Annotated in this window: 15 protein-coding genes; 4 read left to right on the top strand and 11 right to left on the bottom strand. The window is 70.8% G+C overall.

Annotated elements, in window-relative coordinates; genetic code table 11:
* The gene (gene cseB / locus ACI2LP_RS23040) at window positions 1-720 is read right to left on the bottom strand and encodes a two-component system response regulator CseB (RefSeq protein WP_404726384.1); all 720 of its coding nucleotides are present in this window, start codon (window positions 718-720) and stop codon (window positions 1-3) included.
* Entirely contained in the window at window positions 717-1406 is a 690-nt protein-coding gene (locus ACI2LP_RS23035) for a hypothetical protein (RefSeq protein ID WP_404726383.1), read from the bottom strand. Before ACI2LP_RS23035 ends, cseB begins: the two co-directional genes overlap by 4 nt.
* 178 nt (window positions 1407-1584) lie before the next feature.
* On the opposite strand from ACI2LP_RS23035, the gene ACI2LP_RS23030 reads away from it, so the two are divergent.
* Window positions 1585-2811 (top strand): MFS transporter, encoded by a 1227-nt coding sequence (locus ACI2LP_RS23030; protein ID WP_404726382.1) that lies wholly within the window; start codon window positions 1585-1587, stop codon window positions 2809-2811.
* 8 nt (window positions 2812-2819) lie between these two features.
* Here ACI2LP_RS23030 and ACI2LP_RS23025 read toward each other — a convergent pair whose 3' ends face one another.
* From ACI2LP_RS23025 to ACI2LP_RS23005, 5 genes are all read right to left on the bottom strand, one after another.
* Window positions 2820-3632 (bottom strand): hypothetical protein, encoded by an 813-nt coding sequence (locus tag ACI2LP_RS23025; protein WP_404726381.1) that lies wholly within the window; start codon window positions 3630-3632, stop codon window positions 2820-2822.
* Window positions 3629-5251, bottom strand: a complete 1623-nt coding sequence (locus ACI2LP_RS23020) for a serine/threonine-protein kinase (protein ID WP_404726380.1) — start codon at window positions 5249-5251, stop codon at window positions 3629-3631. The genes ACI2LP_RS23025 and ACI2LP_RS23020 overlap by 4 nt, the downstream gene beginning before the upstream one ends.
* A 226-nt stretch (window positions 5252-5477) precedes the next feature.
* Entirely contained in the window at window positions 5478-7199 is a 1722-nt protein-coding gene (araD, locus tag ACI2LP_RS23015; protein WP_404726379.1) for an L-arabinonate dehydratase, read from the bottom strand.
* Window positions 7196-8107, bottom strand: a complete 912-nt coding sequence (locus ACI2LP_RS23010; RefSeq protein ID WP_404726378.1) for a dihydrodipicolinate synthase family protein — start codon at window positions 8105-8107, stop codon at window positions 7196-7198. The genes araD and ACI2LP_RS23010 overlap by 4 nt, the downstream gene beginning before the upstream one ends.
* Window positions 8104-8748 carry a GntR family transcriptional regulator gene (locus ACI2LP_RS23005; protein ID WP_404726377.1) on the bottom strand — a complete coding sequence of 215 codons (645 nt, stop codon included), beginning with the start codon at window positions 8746-8748 and terminating at the stop codon, window positions 8104-8106. Before ACI2LP_RS23005 ends, ACI2LP_RS23010 begins: the two co-directional genes overlap by 4 nt.
* 480 nt (window positions 8749-9228) lie before the next feature.
* Here ACI2LP_RS23005 and ACI2LP_RS23000 point away from each other — a divergent pair, with 480 nt between their 5' ends.
* Both ACI2LP_RS23000 and ACI2LP_RS22995 read left to right on the top strand, forming a co-directional pair.
* Window positions 9229-10614 carry an FAD-binding oxidoreductase gene (locus tag ACI2LP_RS23000; RefSeq protein WP_404726376.1) on the top strand — a complete coding sequence of 462 codons (1386 nt, stop codon included), beginning with the start codon at window positions 9229-9231 and terminating at the stop codon, window positions 10612-10614.
* A 171-nt stretch (window positions 10615-10785) separates the two neighbouring features.
* Window positions 10786-11820: an ArsR/SmtB family transcription factor gene (locus ACI2LP_RS22995; RefSeq protein WP_404726375.1), complete on the top strand. Its 1035-nt coding sequence runs from the start codon at window positions 10786-10788 to the stop codon at window positions 11818-11820.
* A gap of 6 nt (window positions 11821-11826) precedes the next feature.
* Here the strand turns inward: ACI2LP_RS22995 and ACI2LP_RS22990 are convergent, their stop codons facing one another.
* From ACI2LP_RS22990 to ACI2LP_RS22980, 3 genes are all read right to left on the bottom strand, one after another.
* Complete coding sequence (locus ACI2LP_RS22990) at window positions 11827-12513, bottom strand: VC0807 family protein (RefSeq protein ID WP_404726374.1); 687 nt, start codon at window positions 12511-12513, stop codon at window positions 11827-11829.
* A 172-nt stretch (window positions 12514-12685) separates the two neighbouring features.
* Window positions 12686-15610 carry an AAA family ATPase gene (locus ACI2LP_RS22985; RefSeq protein WP_404726373.1) on the bottom strand — a complete coding sequence of 975 codons (2925 nt, stop codon included), beginning with the start codon at window positions 15608-15610 and terminating at the stop codon, window positions 12686-12688.
* Window positions 15611-15774: 164 nt separating this feature from the next.
* Window positions 15775-17466, bottom strand: a complete 1692-nt coding sequence (locus ACI2LP_RS22980) for a S8 family serine peptidase (protein WP_404726488.1) — start codon at window positions 17464-17466, stop codon at window positions 15775-15777.
* 547 nt (window positions 17467-18013) lie between these two features.
* On the opposite strand from ACI2LP_RS22980, the gene ACI2LP_RS22975 reads away from it, so the two are divergent.
* The gene (locus tag ACI2LP_RS22975; protein ID WP_404726372.1) at window positions 18014-18799 is read left to right on the top strand and encodes a VOC family protein; all 786 of its coding nucleotides are present in this window, start codon (window positions 18014-18016) and stop codon (window positions 18797-18799) included.
* A 17-nt stretch (window positions 18800-18816) separates the two neighbouring features.
* Here the strand turns inward: ACI2LP_RS22975 and ACI2LP_RS22970 are convergent, their stop codons facing one another.
* Window positions 18817-19881: a trypsin-like serine peptidase gene (locus ACI2LP_RS22970; protein WP_404726371.1), complete on the bottom strand. Its 1065-nt coding sequence runs from the start codon at window positions 19879-19881 to the stop codon at window positions 18817-18819.
* Between the last annotated feature and the right edge of the window lie 3 nt (window positions 19882-19884).

Genomic DNA, 19884 nt, shown 5'->3' with positions numbered 1-19884 from the left:
TCAGCGCCGCAGCTTGTAGCCGAAGCCGCGGACCGTTTCGATCCGTTCGGCGCCGATCTTCGCCCGCAGCCGCTGCACATGCAGATCGACGACACGAGTGTCGCCGTGCCAGGCGTGGTCCCACACGCGGCTGAGCAGCGTCCTGCGCTCCAGTACGACACCGGGCGATGCGGCGAACTCGAGAAGCATCCGCAGCTCGGTAGGGGTGAGGGCGAGCGGCTGTCCCGCGCGGTGGACTTCCATGCCGCGGGTGTCGATCGTCAGATCCCCGAACGTCATGGTGGAGGTGTCGGCGCCGTCCGCGTCCGCAGGGGCGGGGGTGAAGGAGGCCCGCCGCAGCAGTGAGCGGATACGGGCGACGAGCACCGCGCTCTCGCACGGCTTGACGACATAGTCGTCGGCACCGGCCTCAAGGCCTGACACCACGTCGAGGGCGTCGCCGCGCGCGGACATCATGAGGATGGGCGCAAGGCTCAGTTCGCGGATACGGCGGCACAGTCCGATGCCGTCGAGCTCCGGGAGCATGACGTCGAGCAGCAGGAGATCCGGGCGCCGTTCGAGAAAGATCTCAAGCCCGGACAGTCCGTCGGCAGCGGTGGAGACGGTGAAGCCGTAGCGCTCGAGAAGCATCCGGACCGTGTTGCGGATGACCTCGTCGTCCTCAACGAGCAGCAGATGGGCCTGGGCGGCGCTGCCGGGCAGAGTGGGGGGAGAGGTCATCGGTCCGTCCTGGTCGTGGGGAGCGGTGACGGACTCGCCATGGTGCGGGGCTGGTCCTGTTGCACGGCTGCGGTGAGCACCTTGCCGTCCCACCGGTAGCGGGTGGTGAAGCGGCCGTCGTTACCGGTCGAAGTGAGAACCAGATCGCGCCCGAAGGTCTCGCCGGTGAGCCCGAGCGGCCCCCAACTGATCAGCACCGGCCGTACCGCGGTGCCGAAGGCCCCGTAGACCTGAATCAGCGTGAGCCCGGCCTCCGGCGCATCGAGTGCCACCACCATCTCGTCCTGCCCGTCCCCGGTCAGGTCCCGGTAGACGGGCCGGCGCAGCCCGCAGTCGGGACCGGGGCAGTTCTGCATGGCGGCCTGCACCAGCGGGGGCACATTGGGGTCCTTCTCCAGCAGCTCCTTCACGGCTATGCGCTTCAGCCCGGCCGCGGGCACCTCGACACCCTTGATGCTCAGATACGGACGGTCCGGGCCGGTGGGCGTCGGTGTGAGCGGCTGGGCGTACTCCGGCCACAGCGGCGACGCACTGGTGGGCGGCGACAATGTGGGCGCCGGACCCCCGTCCCGTGCGCCGGTCTCCGCGGCACATCCGCCCAGGCCCACGACGGCTGCGCAGGCGGCGAGAGCGGTTATGAGGGTCCGCCTGCGGGGGTGAGGAGCGGTGCGGGGGGTGTGGGGCATAGGCATATCAGCGTACCGGCGGGGGCGGGAGGGGCTGAGGGGGACGTCCGCATGCTCGCGGCGCAACGGAAGTGGCCCACTCCATGGGGTCACAAATGGCCTGTGCGATGGGCCATTTGGCCTTCTAGGGTAGGGCGCAGAGCGGCCGGTGGGCGGTCGCCCCTGGCCAAGGAGCCTCATGCCCCTGCGGATTGTGCCGCCGAACGGTTCTCCGCGGACACTTGCCGTCGCCCAGTTGGTCAACTCCCTCGGTGACGGCGCGTACTACGTCTGCTCCGCGCTCTACTTCGCACGCATCGTCGGACTCTCCCCGGCCCAGATGGGCCTGGGGCTCACCGTCGCCTGGGCGATCGGCTCCGTCGCCGGAGTCCCGCTCGGGCATCTGGCCGACCGCCGGGGCCCGCGCTCCACTGCCGTGCTGCTGGCGCTGGCGACCGCGGCCTCGGTGGCCGCCTTCCTCTTCGTACGCTCCTTCCCGGCATTCGTGCTGGCAGCCTGCTGTTACGCCACCGCCCAGTGCGGCCTCTCCGCCGCCCGCCAGGCGTTGCTCGCCGGTCTGGTGGCCAAGGAGGAGCGCACCGAGACGCTCGCCCATCTGCAGTCGACACTCAACGCGGGCCTCGCCGTCGGTGCCGCGCTCGGCGGCGTCGCACTCCACTTCGGCATGCGCGAGGCGTATCTGTCCATCTTCGCGATCGACGCCACGGCCTTCACCCTGTGCGCGCTGATGCTGCTGCGGCTGCCCAGCGTCGCGCCCGCGGCACCGGCCGCCACCGACGGCCCGAAGCTCGCGGTGCTCCGCGACCGCCCCTACGCGCTGGTCTCCCTCCTCAACATGATCATGCTGCTGCGGATGCCGCTGATCAGCCTGGCCATCCCCCTCTGGATCGTGGAGCGGACCTCGGCGCCGGGCTGGACCGTCTCCGCCCTGCTCGTCCTCAACACCGGTGCGGTCATGCTCTTCCAGGTCCGCACGGCCGTCGCGGTGACCGACCTGCCCAGTGCCACCCGCACGGTCCGGCGCGGCGGCGCCGTGATGCTCGCCTCCTGCGCCGTCTTCGCCCTCACGGCAGTCACGGGCACACCCGCGTCGATCGCTGTGGCCGTGCTGATGGCCGGGGCCATACTCCAGGTCGCAGGCGAAATGATGCAGTCAGCCGGAGCCTGGCAGATCAGCTTCGACCTTGCGCCGACCGGCCGACAGGGCCAGTACCAGGGCTTCTTCGGCACCGGCGTCCCGGTGGCCAGGATGCTCGGTCCGCTGCTGCTGACCGCGCTGGTCGTCGGCTGGGGCGTGCCCGGCTGGCTGCTGCTGGGCACGCTGTTCCTGGGAGCCGGGCTCGCGACGGGACCGGTGGTGCGCTGGGCGGAGAAGGCCCGCCCCGTGGTGGCGTACTCCGGTTGAGGCGGCGGTCAGACGCAGCGGTAGGTGAGCTGCGCGGCGGCCGTGTGCGCGGACGGCGAGACGATGCGCAGTTCGGCCGCCGCCCGGTACTCGCCGCGGCCGTGGAACGTCCACAGCAGGTGCAGGCGCGCCTGCTTCTGGCCGCGGGTCAGCTTCTCGCGCAGCAGGCCCGATGTGGTGCCGTCGCTGCGGATCCACCGGTACGTCACCGTGCCCGGCCGTCCGTTGGTCTTCACCACGCCCACCACATCTGCCGTGCCGTCGCACCCCGGCCCCTCCGCGGAGGTCTGCACGGCCACGTCCTGTACGGCCAGGGCAGGTCCGTAACGCTGCCACGCGAGGAAGATGAGCACGGCCAGCAGTACGGCGCCGGCCAGGGTGTACCGGCGCAGTCCGCCGCGGCGGCGTTCGCGGGGCTGCTCCGGACCGTCGGACTGGCCGGCCAGTGTGCCGTGCCAGACGGCGGCGGTGGAGTTGTGGGGGACGCGGCCCGCGACGACCGCGGTCACTCCCGGGCCGAAGCGGAGGACGTCGCCCTCCACGCGGTCGGGTGCGACGTCGGTCGGCTGTCCGCCGCCGTGGACCAGTGTGGCCTTCTCCGTCGCCGACTCCGGCTGCCGCACCGTCTCCGGCTCCGGCCGCTCGAACCAGTGGCTGCCGAGGGCGGTCGCGCTGTACCCGTCGCTCTCGGCCTCGGCGTGAGCACGGTCGGCGGACAGGCGCGCGGTGGTCTGGTCCGGCACGTGTTCGTGCTCGTGTGTGCGGTCGTGGTCGCGGTCGCTGTCGTGGTCGCTGTCGTGGGGGATTCGTGGATCTCTCATGAGATGGTGCACCGCCGGGTGAGAATCTGCTGCGAGGAACTGCCGCTCGCGGCGGCAGGGTTCGTCGTCGCCCGTACGCCCCAGTAGCAGCCCTGCCCCTGGAAGGTGTGCTTGAGGCTGATCGTGTACTGCGTCGCGCCGCTGCGTTCGAAGGTCTCCGTGCCGTCCGGCGTACCCAGTTCACCCTTCGCCTGGCCGGTGAACCAGGTGACGACGATGGTCACGGGACCCGTCCCGTCCGTGGCGACGTCGATGGTCGCGGCCCCGCTCGTCGTACTCGTCTGCCGAAGGCTTGTGACGAATACGGACTTCACGCTCACAGCGGGCGTACTGGGAGTGGAAGGGCTGGGCTCGGTCGACGGAGCGGAGGACGACGGTGTCGGCGGGGAAGCGGGCGTCGAGGACACCGTGGGTGCGGGCGTGGTGGCCCCGGCGGTCACGCTTGCCGAAGGAGAGGGCGAGCTGCTTGCCGAGGCGCTCGCCGACGCTGACGGGCTAGCGGAGGCGGACGGACCGGCGGGCGCGTCGGTGGCCGTGCCCGGCACGGCGCCGGTGGTGGCGAGGCTCTGAGCCGTCGCCTCCTTCGGGCCGTCTCCGGTGGCGTTCGCGGCGACGGCGACCATCACAGCCACCACCAGCGCGGCGACGCCCGTCAGTATCCCGCGCAGACCCGGCTTCCAGCTGCCGCCCCAGCCGCCGGCGCCGGCGAGCGTGGTCGTCGCCAGCTCCGTGGTCCCGGCGGCCTGGCCCCCGGCGGAGGGGAAGAGCAGCGGCAGCAGGGCGGCGAGCGCGGCCAGTTTCCGCTGGCCCCGTTCCTCCCAGTCCGGGCCGTACGCGGCCTGCGCGATGTCCTCCAGTTCGGCCACGAACGCCGCCGCGTTGTCGGGCCGCTCCTCCGGCTCTTTGGCGAGACCGCGCCGGATCAGCGGTCGCACCGGCTCCGGAGCGTCCTGATCGGGCACGGGTGCGCTGATGTGCTGCAGCGCCAGCTCGGCGAAGTTCTCACCGGTGTACGGTTTGCGGCCCGTCAGGCACTCGTAGAACGTCGCGGTCGCGGCATAGACGTCGGCCGCCGGCGAAGCGGGCTCACCGTTCCACTGCTCGGGTGCCATGTACGCCGGAGTGCCCGCCACGCCGGGCGTCGTGCCACGGCCCGCGGCGATGCCGAAGTCGACCAGCTTGGACGAGCCGTCCGCCGCGACCAGGACGTTCTCCGGTTTGTAGTCACGGTGCACCACACCCGCACGGTGCGCGGCGGCCAGTCCCAGCAACGACCCCTTGAGCACGACCAGCGCCGCCTCCGGGCCGGTGGCCCCCTCCTGACGCAGCAGCGCGCGCAGGGCGATGCCATCGACCAGTTCCATCACGATGGCGGCACCCTGCGGCGCTTCGACGTACTCGTACAACCCCACCACATGCGGCGAGTCCAGCCCGCCGAGCAGCCGGGCCTCCGCCCGGAAGTCCTGGACGAAGGCGGAGTCCGTCCGCAGCCGCTCGCTGAGGTATTTGATGGCCACCGGCGTGCCGGTCGCGTCATGGACGGCCAGGACGACATGCCCGCTGCCGCCCGAGCCCAACTCCCGGGTATCGGTGTACCCGGGCACTGCCCACGCGTTCATCACGCCCCCCTGGCGTTGCTTCCGGCGGGGGACTGCCCACAGCCGTTCATATGTGACCGCCGCACGGTAGCCCATCTCCAGCCCACGTCTCGTCCTCATGAGGGACACATTTCCGTCACGACTGGTTCCCGTGCGGGGGTGGGGAGCGCTGCGGTCAGTGGGTCGTATGGGCGAGGGGTATCGCGAGCTCCAGCACGCAGTGGGCCGGCGCCGACCGTGCGGCGGCTCAGCCCGCGTACGGGTCGGGGTTCTTGCCCCGCCTGGCCAGGAACTCGAAGTCGCAGCCCGTGTCGGCCTGGGTGATCTGCTCGGTGTAGAGCGCTCCGTAACCGCGCTCGTACCGCTCGGGCGGCGGCGTCCAGGACGCTCCCCGGTCTGCCAACTCCTCCTCGGACACGCCCAGTTGGAGGGTACGTGTCTCGACGTCGAGGGTGATCGGATCTCCCGTCCGTACCAGGGCGAGCGGTCCGCCGACGTACGACTCGGGGGCGATGTGCAGCACGCAGGTGCCGTAGCTGGTGCCGCTCATCCGGGCGTCGGAGATCCGCACCATGTCCCGGATTCCCTCTTTGAGCAGATGGTCGGGGATCGGCAGCATGCCGTACTCGGGCATGCCGGGGCCGCCCTTGGGGCCGGCGCCCTGGAGCACCAGCACATGGTCCGGGGTGATGCCGAGCTCCGGGTCGTTGATGGTGCGCTGCATGGTCCGGTAGTCGGGGAAGACCACCGCGGGTCCGGTGTGCTTGAGAAGACGGGGCTCGGCGGCGATGTGCTTGATGACCGCACCGTCGGGGCAGAGGTTGCCGCGCAGGACCGCCACTCCGCCCTCGTCGGCGAGGGCGTTGTCCCGGCTGCGGATCACGTCGTCGTTGTGTACGAGTGCCCCCGCGAGCTGTTCGCGCAGCGTGTCGTGCGCGACGGTGGGCCGGTCCAGATGCAGCAGATCGGTGATCCGGGAGAGGAATCCCGGCAGCCCGCCCGCGAAGTGGAAGTCCTCCATCAGATAGCGCCCGCCGGGGCGGAGGTTGGCCAGTACCGGGACGGTACGGGCGATCCGGTCGAAGTCGTCGAGCGTGAGCCGTACACCCGAGCGTCCCGCCATCGCGATCAGATGGATCACGGCATTGGTGGACCCGCCAAGGCCGAGCACGGTCGTCACGGCGTCCTCGTACGCGTCCGGAGTGAGAATCCGGGACAGCCTCAGGTCCTGGCGTACGAGTTCCACGATCCGCAGCCCGCTGGCCGCGGCCATCCGGTCATGACCGGAGTCGACGGCCGGGACGGAGGAAGCGCCGGGCAGGGTGACGCCCAGCGTTTCGGCAGCTGCGGTCAGCGTGGCGGCGGTGCCCATCGTCATGCAGTGGCCGGGGGAGCGCGCCAGGCCACTCTCCAGCTCCGCCATCTCGCAGTCGCCGATCAGCCCGGCTCGCTTGTCGTCCCAGTACTTCCACATGTCCGTGCCCGAGCCGAGGACTTCGTCGCGCCAGTGGCCCGGCAGCATCGGTCCCGCCGGCACGAAGACGGTGGGCAGGTCGACGGAGGCGGCGCCCATCAGCAGCGCAGGCGTGGACTTGTCGCAGCCGCCCATCAGCACCGCTCCGTCGACGGGATAGGAGCGCAGCAGCTCCTCCGTCTCCATCGCCAGCATGTTGCGGTAGAGCATCGGGGTCGGCTTCTGAAACGTCTCGGAGAGTGTGGAGACCGGGAATTCGAGCGGAAACCCGCCGGCCTGCCACACGCCACGCTTCACGGCCCGGGCCCGGTCGCGCAGATGGACATGGCAGGGGTTGATGTCCGACCAGGTGTTGAGGATCGCGATGACCGGCTTGCCCAGGTGCTCCTCGGGGAGATAGCCGAGCTGGCGGGTGCGGGCACGGTGACTGAAGGAACGCAGCCCGTCCGTGCCGTACCACTGGTGGCTGCGCAACTGCTCGGGCCGCAGCGTCATACACCCCACCCGGCCACCAGTCCGGCGACCGCCGCGCGATTGACTTCGGGCAGCACGCGGCTCGGCGGACGGATGTCGCGCCGGCACAGGCCGAGCGAGGCGAGTGCCTCCTTGACCACCGTCACATTGTCTGCGGACTGGTGGGCGGCGCGCAGTTCCTCGAACGGACGGATCCGTTCCCAGATCTTCATCGCAGCCGGGTAGTCCCCGGTGTGCAGCGCGGCCAGCAGGTTCAGCGAGACGGCAGGGGAGACGTTGACGAGACCCGAGGTGAAACCGGTGGCTCCGCTCGCGAAGTAGGACGGGGCATACAGCTCGGCGAGTCCCGCGACCCACACGAACCGGTCCAGACCGGCGTCCCGCGCGAAGGCGGCGAACCGCGCGGCATCCGGCACGGCGTACTTCACCCCGATGACATTGGGGCACAGCTCCCCGAGCTCGGCGAGGCGGTCACCGTCGAGCTGCGGATTGCGGATGTACGGGACGATGCCGAGCTCCGGCACGGCATCGGCGATCGTGCGGTGATAGGCCGTCCAGCCGTCCTGCGAGAGATACGGATGGACGGGCTGATGCACCATCACCATCGAGGCGCCCGCAGCGCGGGCATGCTCGGCGGCGGCGACAGCGGTCGGCAGATCGAGGCCGACCCCGACCAGAACCGCGGCCCTACCGCTCACCTCGTCGATGGTCAACTCCGTGACCGCGCGCCGCTCTACGGGGCTCAGGGCGTAGTACTCCCCGGTGTTGCCGTTCGGAGTGACCGTGCGCACGCCGCCGTCGAGAAGGCGCCGCAGCAGCGAGCGGTGAGCGCCGGTGTCCAGGGTGTCGTCGGCCGTGAAGGGCGTGACCGGGATTGCCACGACATCGGCGAGCGCGTCCCGCTGCGACGTGAAATCGGGGGTGCTCATAGTTCTGCTCCTTCAGGAAACGCCCGTTGTACGAAGGCGGCGATGTGCTCGTGCAGAGCGCGGGCCGCCCCTTCGGCGTCCCCGGCCAGCGCGAGCCGCAGAATCTCCCGGTGCTGGGCGGCCTCTTGCTCCCAGGACGGCTCGGCGGCCCAGGCCACGGCGGAGACGAGGGCCGCCTGGTCACGCACCTCGTCGAGCATCCGGGCGAGCAGAGGATTGCCGCACGGCAGATACAGGGCCCGGTGGAACTCCCGGTTGGCCAGCGAGCGTTCGGCCGCGTCGACCGCCTCGTCCGCGCTGATGAGGGCCGACCGCGCGGGCTCCAGCGAGGCCCGGCGGGTGACGGTGCGCCGCAGCGCCTCCGGCTCCAGCAGCAGCCGTACGTCATACACCTCGCGGGCCATGTGCGCGTCGACCATGCGCACGGTGGCGCCCTTGTACTGGCTCATGACGACCAGGCCGGTGCCCGCCAACGTCTTGAGCGCTTCCCGTACCGGCGTCTTCGACACACCGAACTGCGCGGCGAGTTCGCTCTCGACGAGAGCCTGGCCGGGGCTGAGTCTGCCGGTGAGTATGCCGTGTTTGATCGCCTCCAGTACGAACTGGGTGCGGGAGGGGATCGGAGTCGGGGCGAAGGCCATGGGCACGCTCTCAGATCTCACGTATCGCGTCTCGTATATGACGTACGAACTGCAACGCGATGAAGCTAGAGCCGTGCCCATGGTTCGTCAATGCTTCGCGCGGCAGCCGCCTGACGTCCGATGGGTCGCTGTCGGGCGTGCTGCTTGCGGCGGCGGGGCCACCAAAGGCGCGTCCGGTGTTGGTATCGGCGGCCCACGCTGGACGGTGGGGGCCGGCCGTCGACCCGTAACGCCTGACTGCTGATATTGGGCCTTACATCGGTGGCGCGGCAGGGTGGAGGAATTGCGACGCCCCTCAGTCGGCGGGACGCTGGACGTATCAGCCCCGCGGCGTCCGACTGCGCCTGCGGCCCGTGAATGGTGCCCGGACCAAGCTCCCGCCGACGGGGGAGAACCGCTGCGGCGGGGCACCTGATGCTGCGGCCGGAACGGCCATCAGGCCGGGCGGGTTGCGCTTCCCACCTCGCCTGGGAGAACTCCATGGACGGCACCATTCTCGAAGAGATGCGGACAGCGCTGCGCGGCCCGGTCATCGGCCCGCAGGACCCGGAATACAACCAGGCTCGCAAGATCTACAACGCAATGATCGACCGGCGCCCGGCCGCCATAGTGCGGTGTTCGGACGCGGCGGACGTCATGAACGCGGTCGACTTCATCCGCGACCACGGTCTGGAACTCGTCGTACGGGGCGGCGGGCACAGCGGCGCCGGCCTCTGCCTGGTGGACGACGGCGTCACCATCGACCTGTCGCCCATGCGGTGGGTGCGCGTCGATCCCGTATCGAAGGTCGCCTGGGTCGGCGGCGGCAGCCAACTCGGCGACCTCGACCACGCCGCCCACGCCTTCGGTCTCGCCACTCCGGCCGGCATCATGTCGACGACGGGCGTCGGCGGCCTCACCCTCGGCGGCGGTCACGGCCACCTCACCCGCAAGTACGGACTGACGGTGGACAACCTGCTGGCCGCGGACGTCGTGCTCGCCGACGGCAGCTTTGTCACCGCGAGCGAGACCGAGCATCCCGACCTGTTCTGGGCACTGCGCGGCGGCGGCGGAAACTTCGGCATCGTGACCTCCTTCAGCTTCCGGATGCACTCTGTGCACTCCGTGGGCGTCGGCGTCACCGTGTGGCCCGTCGACCAGACCCGCGAGGTGCTCCAGTGGTACCGCGACTTCCTGCCGCAGGCGCCCGACGACCTGAACGGCTTCTTCGCGCTGCTCGTCGTGCCGCCGGGCCCGCCGTTCCCGGAAGAGATCCACGGGCAGAAGATGTGCGGCGTCGTGTGGTGCTGGACAGGAGACCTGGCCCGTCTCGACGACGCCCTCACAGTCGTGAGCGAGCCGGGCCGGCCGGCCTTCCACTTCACAGCTCCGATGCCCTACCCCGCGCTGCAGACCATGTTCGACGAGCTGATCCCCACCGGGCTGCAGTGGTACTGGCGCGGCGACTTCTTCGACCGGATCACCGACGAAGCCATCGATGTGCACCTTAAGTACGGCGAGAACCTCCCCACCGACCTGTCGACCATGCACCTCTATCCGGTCGACGGGGCAGCCGGACGGGTCCCCGAGAGCGACACCGCCTGGGCCTACCGGGACGCGGTCTGGTCCGGCGTCATCGGCGGTATTGACCCCGATCCGGACAATGCGGAGATCATCAGGCAGTGGGCTGTCGACTACTGGGAGGAGCTGCACCCGTACTCGATGGGCGGTGCGTACGTGAACTTCCTCGGCGCGGGTGAGAGCCAGGACCGGGTCAGGACGACCTACCGCGATCACTACGACAGGCTCGCGGAGATCAAGCGGATCTACGACCCGAACAACCTCTTCCACGCCAACCAGAACATCGAGCCTGCCGGGCAGAGCTGACCAGCAGCGTCATTCGGCCGTCCTTCGGAGCCGACGCGCCTTCCGGCTTGTCCTCCTCGGTGCCGAGGACCGCGGGCAACCAAGCGAGGCCGCCTGCTCGTCCCCACCCAGGGCCGCGCTAACGGGGGGCGGCCGTGGGCCCGTACAGGGCCGGCGAGTGAAAGAGGCTGCATGCTCCGCATTCACTTCACCTCTCATGACCTCCAGAACATCCGAATCGCCTCGCAGCCCGATCCACTGTGGGAGCTGGTCTGCAGTGTCTGCCGATTACAGACCGGCCAGGGACGGCTCGACTTCGGAGACTGGCGTGGCTCGGCCCACCACAGGCTCCGCAGGGATCCGGTCGTGCACCGGTCCCTGCAACTGCTGCGGACCCTGATCCCCGCTACCGGCTACATCCCGGACTTCCTCACACCGTCCATCACCGGTGCCGACCTGGCCGAGGGCCTCGAGCAGGTGCGTGGCACGCCGCGCGGGCAGCTGGCCGGCCAGATGGCGCGGCTGGCCGAGTCCCGGCCGGTCCCGGGCTGGACCCGTTCCATGGGCCTGGGGCGCGTCGGACTCCACTCCCTGGCAGGCGCCCTGGCGACCTATCACGGGGCACTGCTGCGCCCCTACTGGCCCACCATCCGCACCGCGGTGGGCAACGATGTCAGTCAGCGCGCACACGCACTGCTGGAAGGGGGTACCCAGACACTCCTGGAAGGGTTGCACCCGCTGGCGCGATGGAACTCCCCGGTGCTGGAGGTGGACTACCCGGTCGACCGCGACCTGCATCTGGAGGGGCGCGGTCTGCATCTTGTCCCCTCGTACTTCTGCTGGCGCCGGCCGACCGCCCTCGCGGACCCCGAACTGCCCCCGGTGCTCGTCTATCCGGTGCCGAAAGTACCGATCGACGTCGCGCGGGCGACGGAGAACGGCTTGGTGCGGCTGCTCGGACGCACCCGGGCGGCGGTCCTCATCGAGGTGGCCAACAGGCGCGCCCGGACCACGTCCGAGGTGGCCGAGGCCGTCAGAATTTCTCTGCCGAGCGTGAGTTACCAGATCAGCGTTCTGCGCGACGGCGGCCTTGTGACCAGCCGCCGTGAGGGCAAGTACGTCCTGCATGCGGTGACCCCGTTGGGCCTTCGGCTGCTCGGCGCCGGCATACCGGTTGCGGCGGAGCCGCCGCTCGAGGGCGCGAACGCCGCACAGCCGGTTACCTAGAGGGTGTCAATGCTGCCCGGCGGGGACCTGCGTGCGCCCGGCGGGGACCCGGGCGACCTCGCGGTCGATCAGCTTCTCCATCGGGCCGATCGCGAGCGCTCCGGAGGTCACGATCGCCGCGCCGATGGCGACGAGCAGGATCACCGTACCGAGTCCGACCATCGTGTCGACCGGCACGGTGTACGCGCCCACGATGCGCACCACGCACTCGCCGAGCAGCGCCGTGCCCCAGACCACGGAGAACAGTGCTTCACCGCGGCGGAAGCGGGGATCTGTGGCCATCAGGAGGTCCCAGGCGGCGGTCTTCTCCGCGCTGTTCTTGGTCAGCCACGGCTTCAGCGCGGTCGTCATCAGCGGGCGGCCGGTGGTGACGGAGAGGAGGATTCCGAGGCCGATCACACTGCTGACGCCGCTGTCCTTGGCGAGCATCAGGCGCGGGTCGCCGCTCACCGTGGACAGCGCGAGGCTGATCAGATTGACGGCCAGGATCAGCGCGGCGAACCGGTTGAGGCGCCGTTCCCGTATGACACCCCACACGGTCCGCACCGCCGGCAGGACACTGCTGATCGCGAGTGCGGCGAAGGTGGACAGCCCGCCCGCCTTGAGGACGTAGTACGCGGCCATCGGCACGCCCGCCTCGACGATCAGCGGCGTCAGACTCTGCACGAGGGGGCTGCGGTTGCTGCTGTCCATGATGCGGGTTCCTCCGTTGTCGCTGGGTTCCGGATGACGGGAACAGCTTCGCGGGAAGGGCCCTGCCCCCTGCAGAGCCTTGCGTCCTGAGTCCGGCATGACATTTGTCAGCCGGTTCGGGTGTACGTCGGAATGTCCCCGATGAGCCTCGATCATCCGACGGAGCCGCTCGTCAGTCCGCCGCCGGGCCGTCCGTCGTGTCCGTCGGCGGCCGATGGGCGGGCCACGCGTTGAGGGCGCTTGCCAGCTGGGCGCGCGAACGGACGTCCAGCTTCTGGTAGATGCGGGTGAGCCGCGCCTCGACCGTCTTCACGCTGAGATACAGCTTCGCCGCCGCCTCCTGGTTGCTGGCCCCCTGGCCGACCAGCTGCGCGAGCCGCAACTCCGCCTCCGTGAGGGAGGACACGGCGCCGCCGCGGGCCGGGTCGGGTTCGGTCGTACGGGACGGTGTCTCCGTCACCAGTGCCAGCCAGGGCGACGCACCAGCCCGTTCGAAGACCGCGGCCGCCGTCTGCAGCGCGTTCTGCGCGGCCGACCGTCTGCGGCGGCGGCGTTCGACCCGGGCGAGCGCGATCAGCGTCCGCCCGCGTGCCAGCGGCAGCCCCGCCGCGGCGAAGCGATCGGCGGTCTCGGTCAGCAGCGCTGCCGCCTCATCGGGCTTTCCGACCGCCGCCAGATACAGGGCGTACGCCCGGTCGCAGCCGAGCAGCACCGTTGCGCGGCCCAGGCGTTCGGCGTCGGGCCGCACATCGGAGAGCAGGGCCGCGGCATCCTCGGGGGCATCGTTCGCGATCAGCGCCTCGGCCAGCTCCTCGTGCCAGCGCAGCATGGAGGGGTCGACGGTCGACTGGGCGTGTTCACCGGACTGCACCCGGCGCAGGGTCTCCAGGGCATTCGCCACATCCCCGACCACGAGCTGGACCCGGCCGAGTGCGTACAGACTGCGGGAGAGGAAGACATGGTCGCCCTCCTCCTCGGATGCCTGGACGCTGCGCCGGGCGTAGCTCGCGGCGCGGGCGAAACTGCCGCCGGCGCTCTCCGCGAGAGCCAGCGTGTACCAGGCGGGCCCCGGCGAGAGGCCGGCCTCCAGGGTCAGGGCGAGTGACCGTCCGGCGTGCGCGAGCGATGCCGCGCACTGCCCCTGCCGGGCGTCGATCTCCGCGAGCGTGTGGAACAGCTCGATGGCGTCCTCCACCGGGCCACGGCGCTCGACCAGCGGCAGCAGGGCGTTGAGCTGGTCGCGGGCGTCGGTGAGCCGGTCGTCGAAGAGCGCATGGCGGATCGTCAGGATCTGTGCGGCGTTCCGGATGCCCAGCGGCCGCACGACCATCTCGAGGGCTCGTGCCTCGGTGAGGACCTGCTCGGCGTCCGGCGAGCCCAGGACGCGGTCCATGCGCGCCTGGACGGTCAGCGCCGTGGCCGCCGTCGTACGGTCGCCGACCGAAGAGGCGAGCACGGCGGACTCGACTGCGGCGGCCCGGGAGCGTACGGGATCACCGTCGGCCAGCACGTGCTTCACAGCCAGCCGCAGCTGGACGGCCGCCCGCAGTGCCGTGTCGCCCTCGGAGTCCTCCATGGCGTGGACGTAGATCTCGTCGAGGTCGGTCAGTCCCTGCCCGGCCGTGTCCAGCACCGCGAGCCGCGCGCGAACGCGGTCGGCGGGAGCGGCGTCACGCGCGAGGAGATCGGTCGCGGCGCGCATCGCAAGGTCCGCGCGGGCGGCGCGGGCGGCTTCCTCGGCGGCGTCGACGAGCCGGGCGAGCCGCTGCGCGCTGTGTGAGCCGGGCGTGGACTCGGCGGCGAGCAGGGCGAGTTCGGCAGCCAGTGCGCTGTTCCCGCGGCGTCGCGCGGTGTCGGCCGCGGCCGCGACCTCCGCTGCCAGTTGCTCGTCGGGGACGTCGGTGGCCAGCGCCCGGTGCCGTACGGCCTCGACGGGGTCGTCCACGACCCGCGCGAGAGCCGCATGGCCGTCGCTGCGCTCGGCCCAGCCGGCGTCGTGCACCAGCGTGGAGGGCAGTAGCCCGGCCGTGAAGGCGACCGTCCCGTCCTCCGTGAGTGAGATGAGATTCGCCCGCTCGGCGGCGGCGAGGTCGGCCTCGGCCGTGGGGCGGCCCGTGCGGCGGATCAGCGAAGCCGTCGGGCGCAGCGCCAGTGCGGCCAGCAGGAGCGTGTCACGCACGCCGGGGGAGGCGGCGCCGAGCAGTTGACGTGCGAGATCGCGTGCGCGCCCGGACAGGGACAGTGCCTCGGCGTGATGCACCGGGGTCCTGGCGTCGGCGAGGGACCGGCCGACGGCGAGCGCGAGACGCGGATTGCCGCCGCTGGCCTTGTGGATACGGCCGGCCATCCGGGACGGCAGCCGGTGGTGGATGAGGAGTTCGGCGATCTCGTCGGCGTGCAGCGGCGCCACGTTGAGGATGTCGGCCTCGGACGGCACCCACAGGGGCTCCGGGCAGGCAGCGTCCTGCGGCGGGGTACTCGTGGTGGAGGTGTCGGGTCCGTACGCCGCCGGGGTCTCGACGGCGACGACCCGTAGCGCTGATGGAGCCAGATGGAGGGCGAACCGCAGCAGGTCGGCGCTGTCGGCGTCGATGCGCTGGACGCCGTCGACGACGAGCAGGACGGGGCCGTGTGCGGCGAGCGTCCGCAGGATCTGCGCGAGGGCGAGCCGCAGGGCGATGGGGTCCCAGCCGTCGTCGGGCACGGGCGCCTCGCGGCACAGCATGGCGACGGCGGTCCGCTGCGGTCCGGGCAGTCCCCCGAGGACGTCGTCGCTGTCGGTGCCGCCGCGCGGCCGGACTGCGGGCCAGGACGTGCAGGCAGAAATGGTCGCGACCAGGGCGGCGGCGGCCGCGCCGGGTATGTCCCGGTCGGAGGGCAGAGTGGCGAGCCACAGTACGGTCTCGCCGCGGGACTCGGCGCGCGCGGCGGCGGCCAGGGCGACCTCGGTCTTGCCGACCCCGGCAGGGCCGGTGAGCAGGGCACGCCCGCGGGTGTGCAGGACCCGTTCGAGCCGTGTGAGTAGCTCCCCCCGCCCGACCGGTGCAGGGCGGTGCGCCGCCGTTGTCACCCCCACCACCCCCCACGTGGCCTGCACGGGACTCTGCCCGTTGAGAGCAGAGCATACGAATCAGGCCACCCCCGTCCAGGCTGTGTGTCCGGCATGCGGACACACGCGCCCGGAAAGGCGGCAGGGCGCGCCCGCGGCGAGATGCCGCGAACGCGCCCCTGACCAGCTGTGATGCGGTTGTTTGGGGTGGTTCAGAAGGTGAGACTCCAGGAGTCGATGTAGCCGGTGTCACCCGATGCCACATCGCGGACCTGCAGCTTCCAGGTGCCGCCTGCCACCTCGCTGGACGCGTCGACCGTGTACGTCGCGAGGACGTTGTCGGCGCTGTCGGACGATGACGAGGCCTTGAGGTTGCGCACCGTGCCGTCCGGCGCGATCAGGTCGATGACCAGGTCGCCGCGCCAGGTGTGCTTGATGTCCACGTTGACCTTGAGGGCGGCGGGGGCGTTGCCGGTGAGGCCGGTGACGGCGATCGACGAGCTGACGGTCGAGAGGTCCGCGATCGTCACGTCCGCCGTGTTGCTGAACGTTGTGCCGCCGGTGGTGCCGGTGACGGCGTTCACGGTCTTCGCCGCGTCGGCGATGCCGGTGCCGCAGCCGCCCGTGCACGTGCCCGGCAGTGGCCTGGCGTTGCTCTTGATCGCGGCCTCGATCTCGGCCGGGGTCAGAGTGCTCTTGGCCGACTTGAGCAGCGCGGCGAGCCCGGCGATGTGCGGGGCGGCCATCGAAGTGCCCTGGTAGGGCTTGTAGTTCTCGGTCGACTGAGTGGTGGCCCCGGAGTTCAGCGTGGAGAGAATGCCGTTCTCGGGGGTGGTGACGGTGCCCGGGGTGTCGGTGGCGCGGCGGGTCTCGCCGCCGGGAGCCGAGACATCGACGATGGAGCCGAAGTTCGAGTAGAACGAACGGTTGCCCTCGCGAGAGGTGGACGCCACGTTGATGACGCCCGAGCAGTTGGCCGGGGTGAAGCCGGAGGCGTTGGCGTTGCTGTTGCCCGCCGCCACGACGACCGTGGTGCCGCGCGACACGGCGCCGTTGATCGCGTTCTGGTAGACGCTGGGGCAGGTGGCGCTGGCGCCGCCGAGGCTCATGTTGATGACCTTGGCCGGGTTCGGGTTCGCCGGGACGCCCGGGACGGTGCCGCCGGACGCCCAGGTGATCGCGTCGGCGATGTCCGCGGAGGAGCCGCCGCACTTGCCGAGCACACGTACCGGCTGGATCTTCGCGTTGTACGCGATACCCGCAACGCCCTTGCTGTTGCCCGTCGTTGCCGCGATCGTGCCCGCGACGTGGGTGCCGTGCCAGGAGGAGTTGCTCGCCTTGGAACCGGTGCCGCACTCGCCGTCGGTCGCGCTCCAGTCGCCCTCGTCCTTGGAGTCGCTGTCCCGGCCGTTGCCGTCCCGGGCGTCCGCTGCTGTCGAGATGAAGTCGTAGCCGGACACGACATTGGCGGCCAGGTCCGTGTGGGCGGCGTAGCCGGTGTCGATGACGGCGACGGTGACGCCGCTGCCGGTGGTCTTGTCCCAGGCGCCGGGCACGTTCATGCCGCCGGTGGCCTCGAACAGGTCCCACTGCTTGGTGTACTCGGTGTCGTTCGGGGTGACCGCCATCGCGTAGGCGCGGATGTCGGGCTCCACGGACGCGACCGACGGGTCGGCGCGGAATGCGTCCAGGACCTCGGTGAGCTCCTTCTTGGACGCCTTGCCACCCAGGTCGACCAGAGCCGCGCCGCCGGCCAGCCGGCGCTCGAACGACAGGCTCTCGCCGGTCTCGGCGGCCTTGGCCGTCGCGTCGCTCCTGGCCGCCGTGTTGGACGTGGCCTCGGTCGTCCTGGACTTGTAGGTGACGATGACCCTCTCGACCGCTGCGGTCGGCAGCCCGGTCATGGACTGCGAAGCCGGAGCGGGCTTCGGCGAGGGGGCCGGCGGGGTGGCGGCGAGTGCCACGGACGACGTGGCGGCGACGGCGGCGATCGTCGCGCTCGCGGCCACGACGGATATGAGTCTCCGTCTGGAACCGTTCAAGGTGTTCCCTTTCAACTGACGGTGCGGAGGCGGCAGGCGGCGTGGGAACCGCGGTTCGCTGTGGGGGTGCGATCCGCGGTTCCCTGGGCCGGGTCGCCCTGACGCCGCCGTCGGCGCGACGGCCCCTGGTCAAGGGCCGCCGCCGGCGGAACCCACGATTTACATGCACCTGACATTCAACGATCAGGGGCTGGAATTCGCCGGTGCGGCAGACAGTAGGGAACGCGGAGATGAACCCGATACGGGGAAAACCCTTGTCACCCCGTGGCCGGGTCCCTCAGCAGTGACCGGGGCGCGGCAGGGTCACGGCGTGTCGCGTCGCACGCAACGGCGGATGTCAGTGCGGGCTGGCACGCTGAAGGCGACTGACCGCAAACCGTCCCCGCGCGCGTGCGGGAGGAGAACCGCGATGCTGACCACCACATATGTCCCGGGCGCGCCGAACTGGCTCGACCTGGGAAGCCCCGACGTCGAAGCGGCCGCCGCCTTCTACGGAGCCCTGTTCGGCTGGGAGTTGCTGACCATGGGACCGGAAGCCGGAGGGTACGGCTTCCTGCGGCTGAACGGGAAAACCGTCGCCGCGATCGGCCCGCTCACCGAAGAGGGCGCGGCCTCCGCCTGGACGCCGTATTTCCACACCGCCGACGCCGACGCCACCACCAGGGCCGTCGAGCAGGCCGGCGGCACCGTCCGTGTCCCGCCCATGGACGTCTTCTCGGAAGGCCGGATGGCGGCGTACACCGACCCGACCGGGGCCCGATTCGCCGCCTGGCAGCCCGGCGACACGAAGGGCCTGGAAGCGGTCAACGATGTGAACACGCTGTCCTGGACCGAGCTGTACACCACGGACGCTGCCGCCGCGAAGGACTTCTACCGCTCCGTGTTCTCGTGGGACTACGAGGACATGCAGGTCGCCGGTATCACCTACACCGTCGTCTCTCCCCAGGGCGGCGGCGAGAGGGCCACGCAGGGCGGCATCATGCAGCTGCAGAAGGAGCACCTGGCGGCGGGCTCCCGCTCCGAGTGGCATCCGTACTTCGAAGTGACCGACGTCGACGCCACCTTCGCCGAGGCCACCCGGCAGGGTGCCACGACGCTCATCCCGCCGATCGACGCGGAGGGTGTGGGCCGTCTGGCCATGTTCACCGACCCCTTCGGCGCTCCTTCGGCCGTCATCCGCGGCGCTGACCGCTGAGTCCGCGGCCCTGACGGTCAGACGAAGTTGACCTCGGCGCGGCGCAGCAGAGGATCGTCCACCATCCGCCACAGAGGTACGGCGTAGTTGCCGAGACCGTATCGGCCGCCGAAGTGGAGGCCGAGGACGCGGTGGTCGGTGAGGTCGAAGACGGGGGAGCCGCTGTTGCCGCCCAGCGTGGAGCAGTCGTGCTTCACGACGTTCTGCTGGGACGCGAGCTCCGTGGTGGTGCCGGGCTGGAGGCGCTTGACGTTGTAGATGTCCATGAAGATCCTGCTCATCGACTCCGGTTCGTTGCGCCGGCCGTCGTACGCCGGATAGCCGACGCAGTACACCGGATGTCCGGGCAGGTCGGCGGGGGAGTCCGCGGCCACCGGGAGCGGGGTCGGCAGTGCCGGGACGCCCGTGGCGGGGGAAACACGCAGCAGGGCCATGTCGACGTCCTGGTGTATGCCCAGCACCTCATCGACGTGGTACGCCGGTCCGCCGTCCCCCAGGGGCGCGCCGTACTCCTCGGTCAGGTCGATCCGGGCGTTCATGCCCGGCTGGAAGGTCCACCCGGCGCCGTCGGCGCGGGCGAATTCCACCGCCACATGACGGTTCGTCATGACGACGTCCGGGCTGACGAGGAAGGCGGTGCCGAGCCAGTCCAGGCTGGCGTGTCCCGAGACCTCGACCCTTCCCACGCGCGCGATCGACTCGCGGATCGCGGCCCGGTGGCCGTCGAGGACCGCCCAGTCGCCCTCCTGCGGCGCGAAGTCATGGTTCTGGATGAGGATGGCGGGTCTGCCTTCGAGCAGGACGATGGCCTCCATGCCGAAGGACTCGTCGTCGCTGATCTCGTCCGCGCGCCCCTCGGCGAGCTTGTCCAGGCCGTCCGCGCCCGCCGACAGCACACGGTCCCGCTCCTGCTGGGCGAACTGGGATATCTGCCCGCCCGGCTGTTCCTCCGCGGGGAGTTCCGCCGACGATTCGGGGACTTCCTGCCACAGTCCCTCCCGTACCCGCTGCGCGACCTCCCGGAGGTCGGTGAAGACCCGCTGGGGGTCGGTGGCCACCGGTGACCTGCTGCGATTACCCATGTC

Source organism: Streptomyces sp. NPDC019890 (assembly GCF_044903445.1).
In the GTDB taxonomy this organism is placed as follows: domain Bacteria; phylum Actinomycetota; class Actinomycetes; order Streptomycetales; family Streptomycetaceae; genus Streptomyces.
The sequence above is the reverse complement of the archived record's forward strand: the minus strand, read 5'-3'. Positions and strand labels throughout refer to the sequence as shown.

Bases quoted from the DNA above. Each gene is read 5' to 3' on its own strand.
- cseB (WP_404726384.1), bottom strand. From the start codon at position 720: ATGACCTCTCCCCCCACTCTGCCCGGCAGCGCCGCCCAGGCCCATCTG.
- ACI2LP_RS23035 (WP_404726383.1), bottom strand. From the start codon at position 1,406: ATGCCCCACACCCCCCGCACCGCTCCTCACCCCCGCAGGCGGACCCTC.
- ACI2LP_RS23030 (WP_404726382.1), top strand. From the start codon at position 1,585: ATGCCCCTGCGGATTGTGCCGCCGAACGGTTCTCCGCGGACACTTGCC.
- ACI2LP_RS23025 (WP_404726381.1), bottom strand. From the start codon at position 3,632: ATGAGAGATCCACGAATCCCCCACGACAGCGACCACGACAGCGACCGC.
- ACI2LP_RS23020 (WP_404726380.1), bottom strand. From the start codon at position 5,251: ATGAACGCGTGGGCAGTGCCCGGGTACACCGATACCCGGGAGTTGGGC.
- araD (WP_404726379.1), bottom strand. From the start codon at position 7,199: ATGACGCTGCGGCCCGAGCAGTTGCGCAGCCACCAGTGGTACGGCACG.
- ACI2LP_RS23010 (WP_404726378.1), bottom strand. From the start codon at position 8,107: ATGAGCACCCCCGATTTCACGTCGCAGCGGGACGCGCTCGCCGATGTC.
- ACI2LP_RS23005 (WP_404726377.1), bottom strand. From the start codon at position 8,748: ATGGCCTTCGCCCCGACTCCGATCCCCTCCCGCACCCAGTTCGTACTG.
- ACI2LP_RS23000 (WP_404726376.1), top strand. From the start codon at position 9,229: ATGGACGGCACCATTCTCGAAGAGATGCGGACAGCGCTGCGCGGCCCG.
- ACI2LP_RS22995 (WP_404726375.1), top strand. From the start codon at position 10,786: ATGCTCCGCATTCACTTCACCTCTCATGACCTCCAGAACATCCGAATC.
- ACI2LP_RS22990 (WP_404726374.1), bottom strand. From the start codon at position 12,513: ATGGACAGCAGCAACCGCAGCCCCCTCGTGCAGAGTCTGACGCCGCTG.
- ACI2LP_RS22980 (WP_404726488.1), bottom strand. From the start codon at position 17,466: ATGACCGGGCTGCCGACCGCAGCGGTCGAGAGGGTCATCGTCACCTAC.
- ACI2LP_RS22975 (WP_404726372.1), top strand. From the start codon at position 18,014: ATGCTGACCACCACATATGTCCCGGGCGCGCCGAACTGGCTCGACCTG.
- ACI2LP_RS22970 (WP_404726371.1), bottom strand. From the start codon at position 19,881: ATGGGTAATCGCAGCAGGTCACCGGTGGCCACCGACCCCCAGCGGGTC.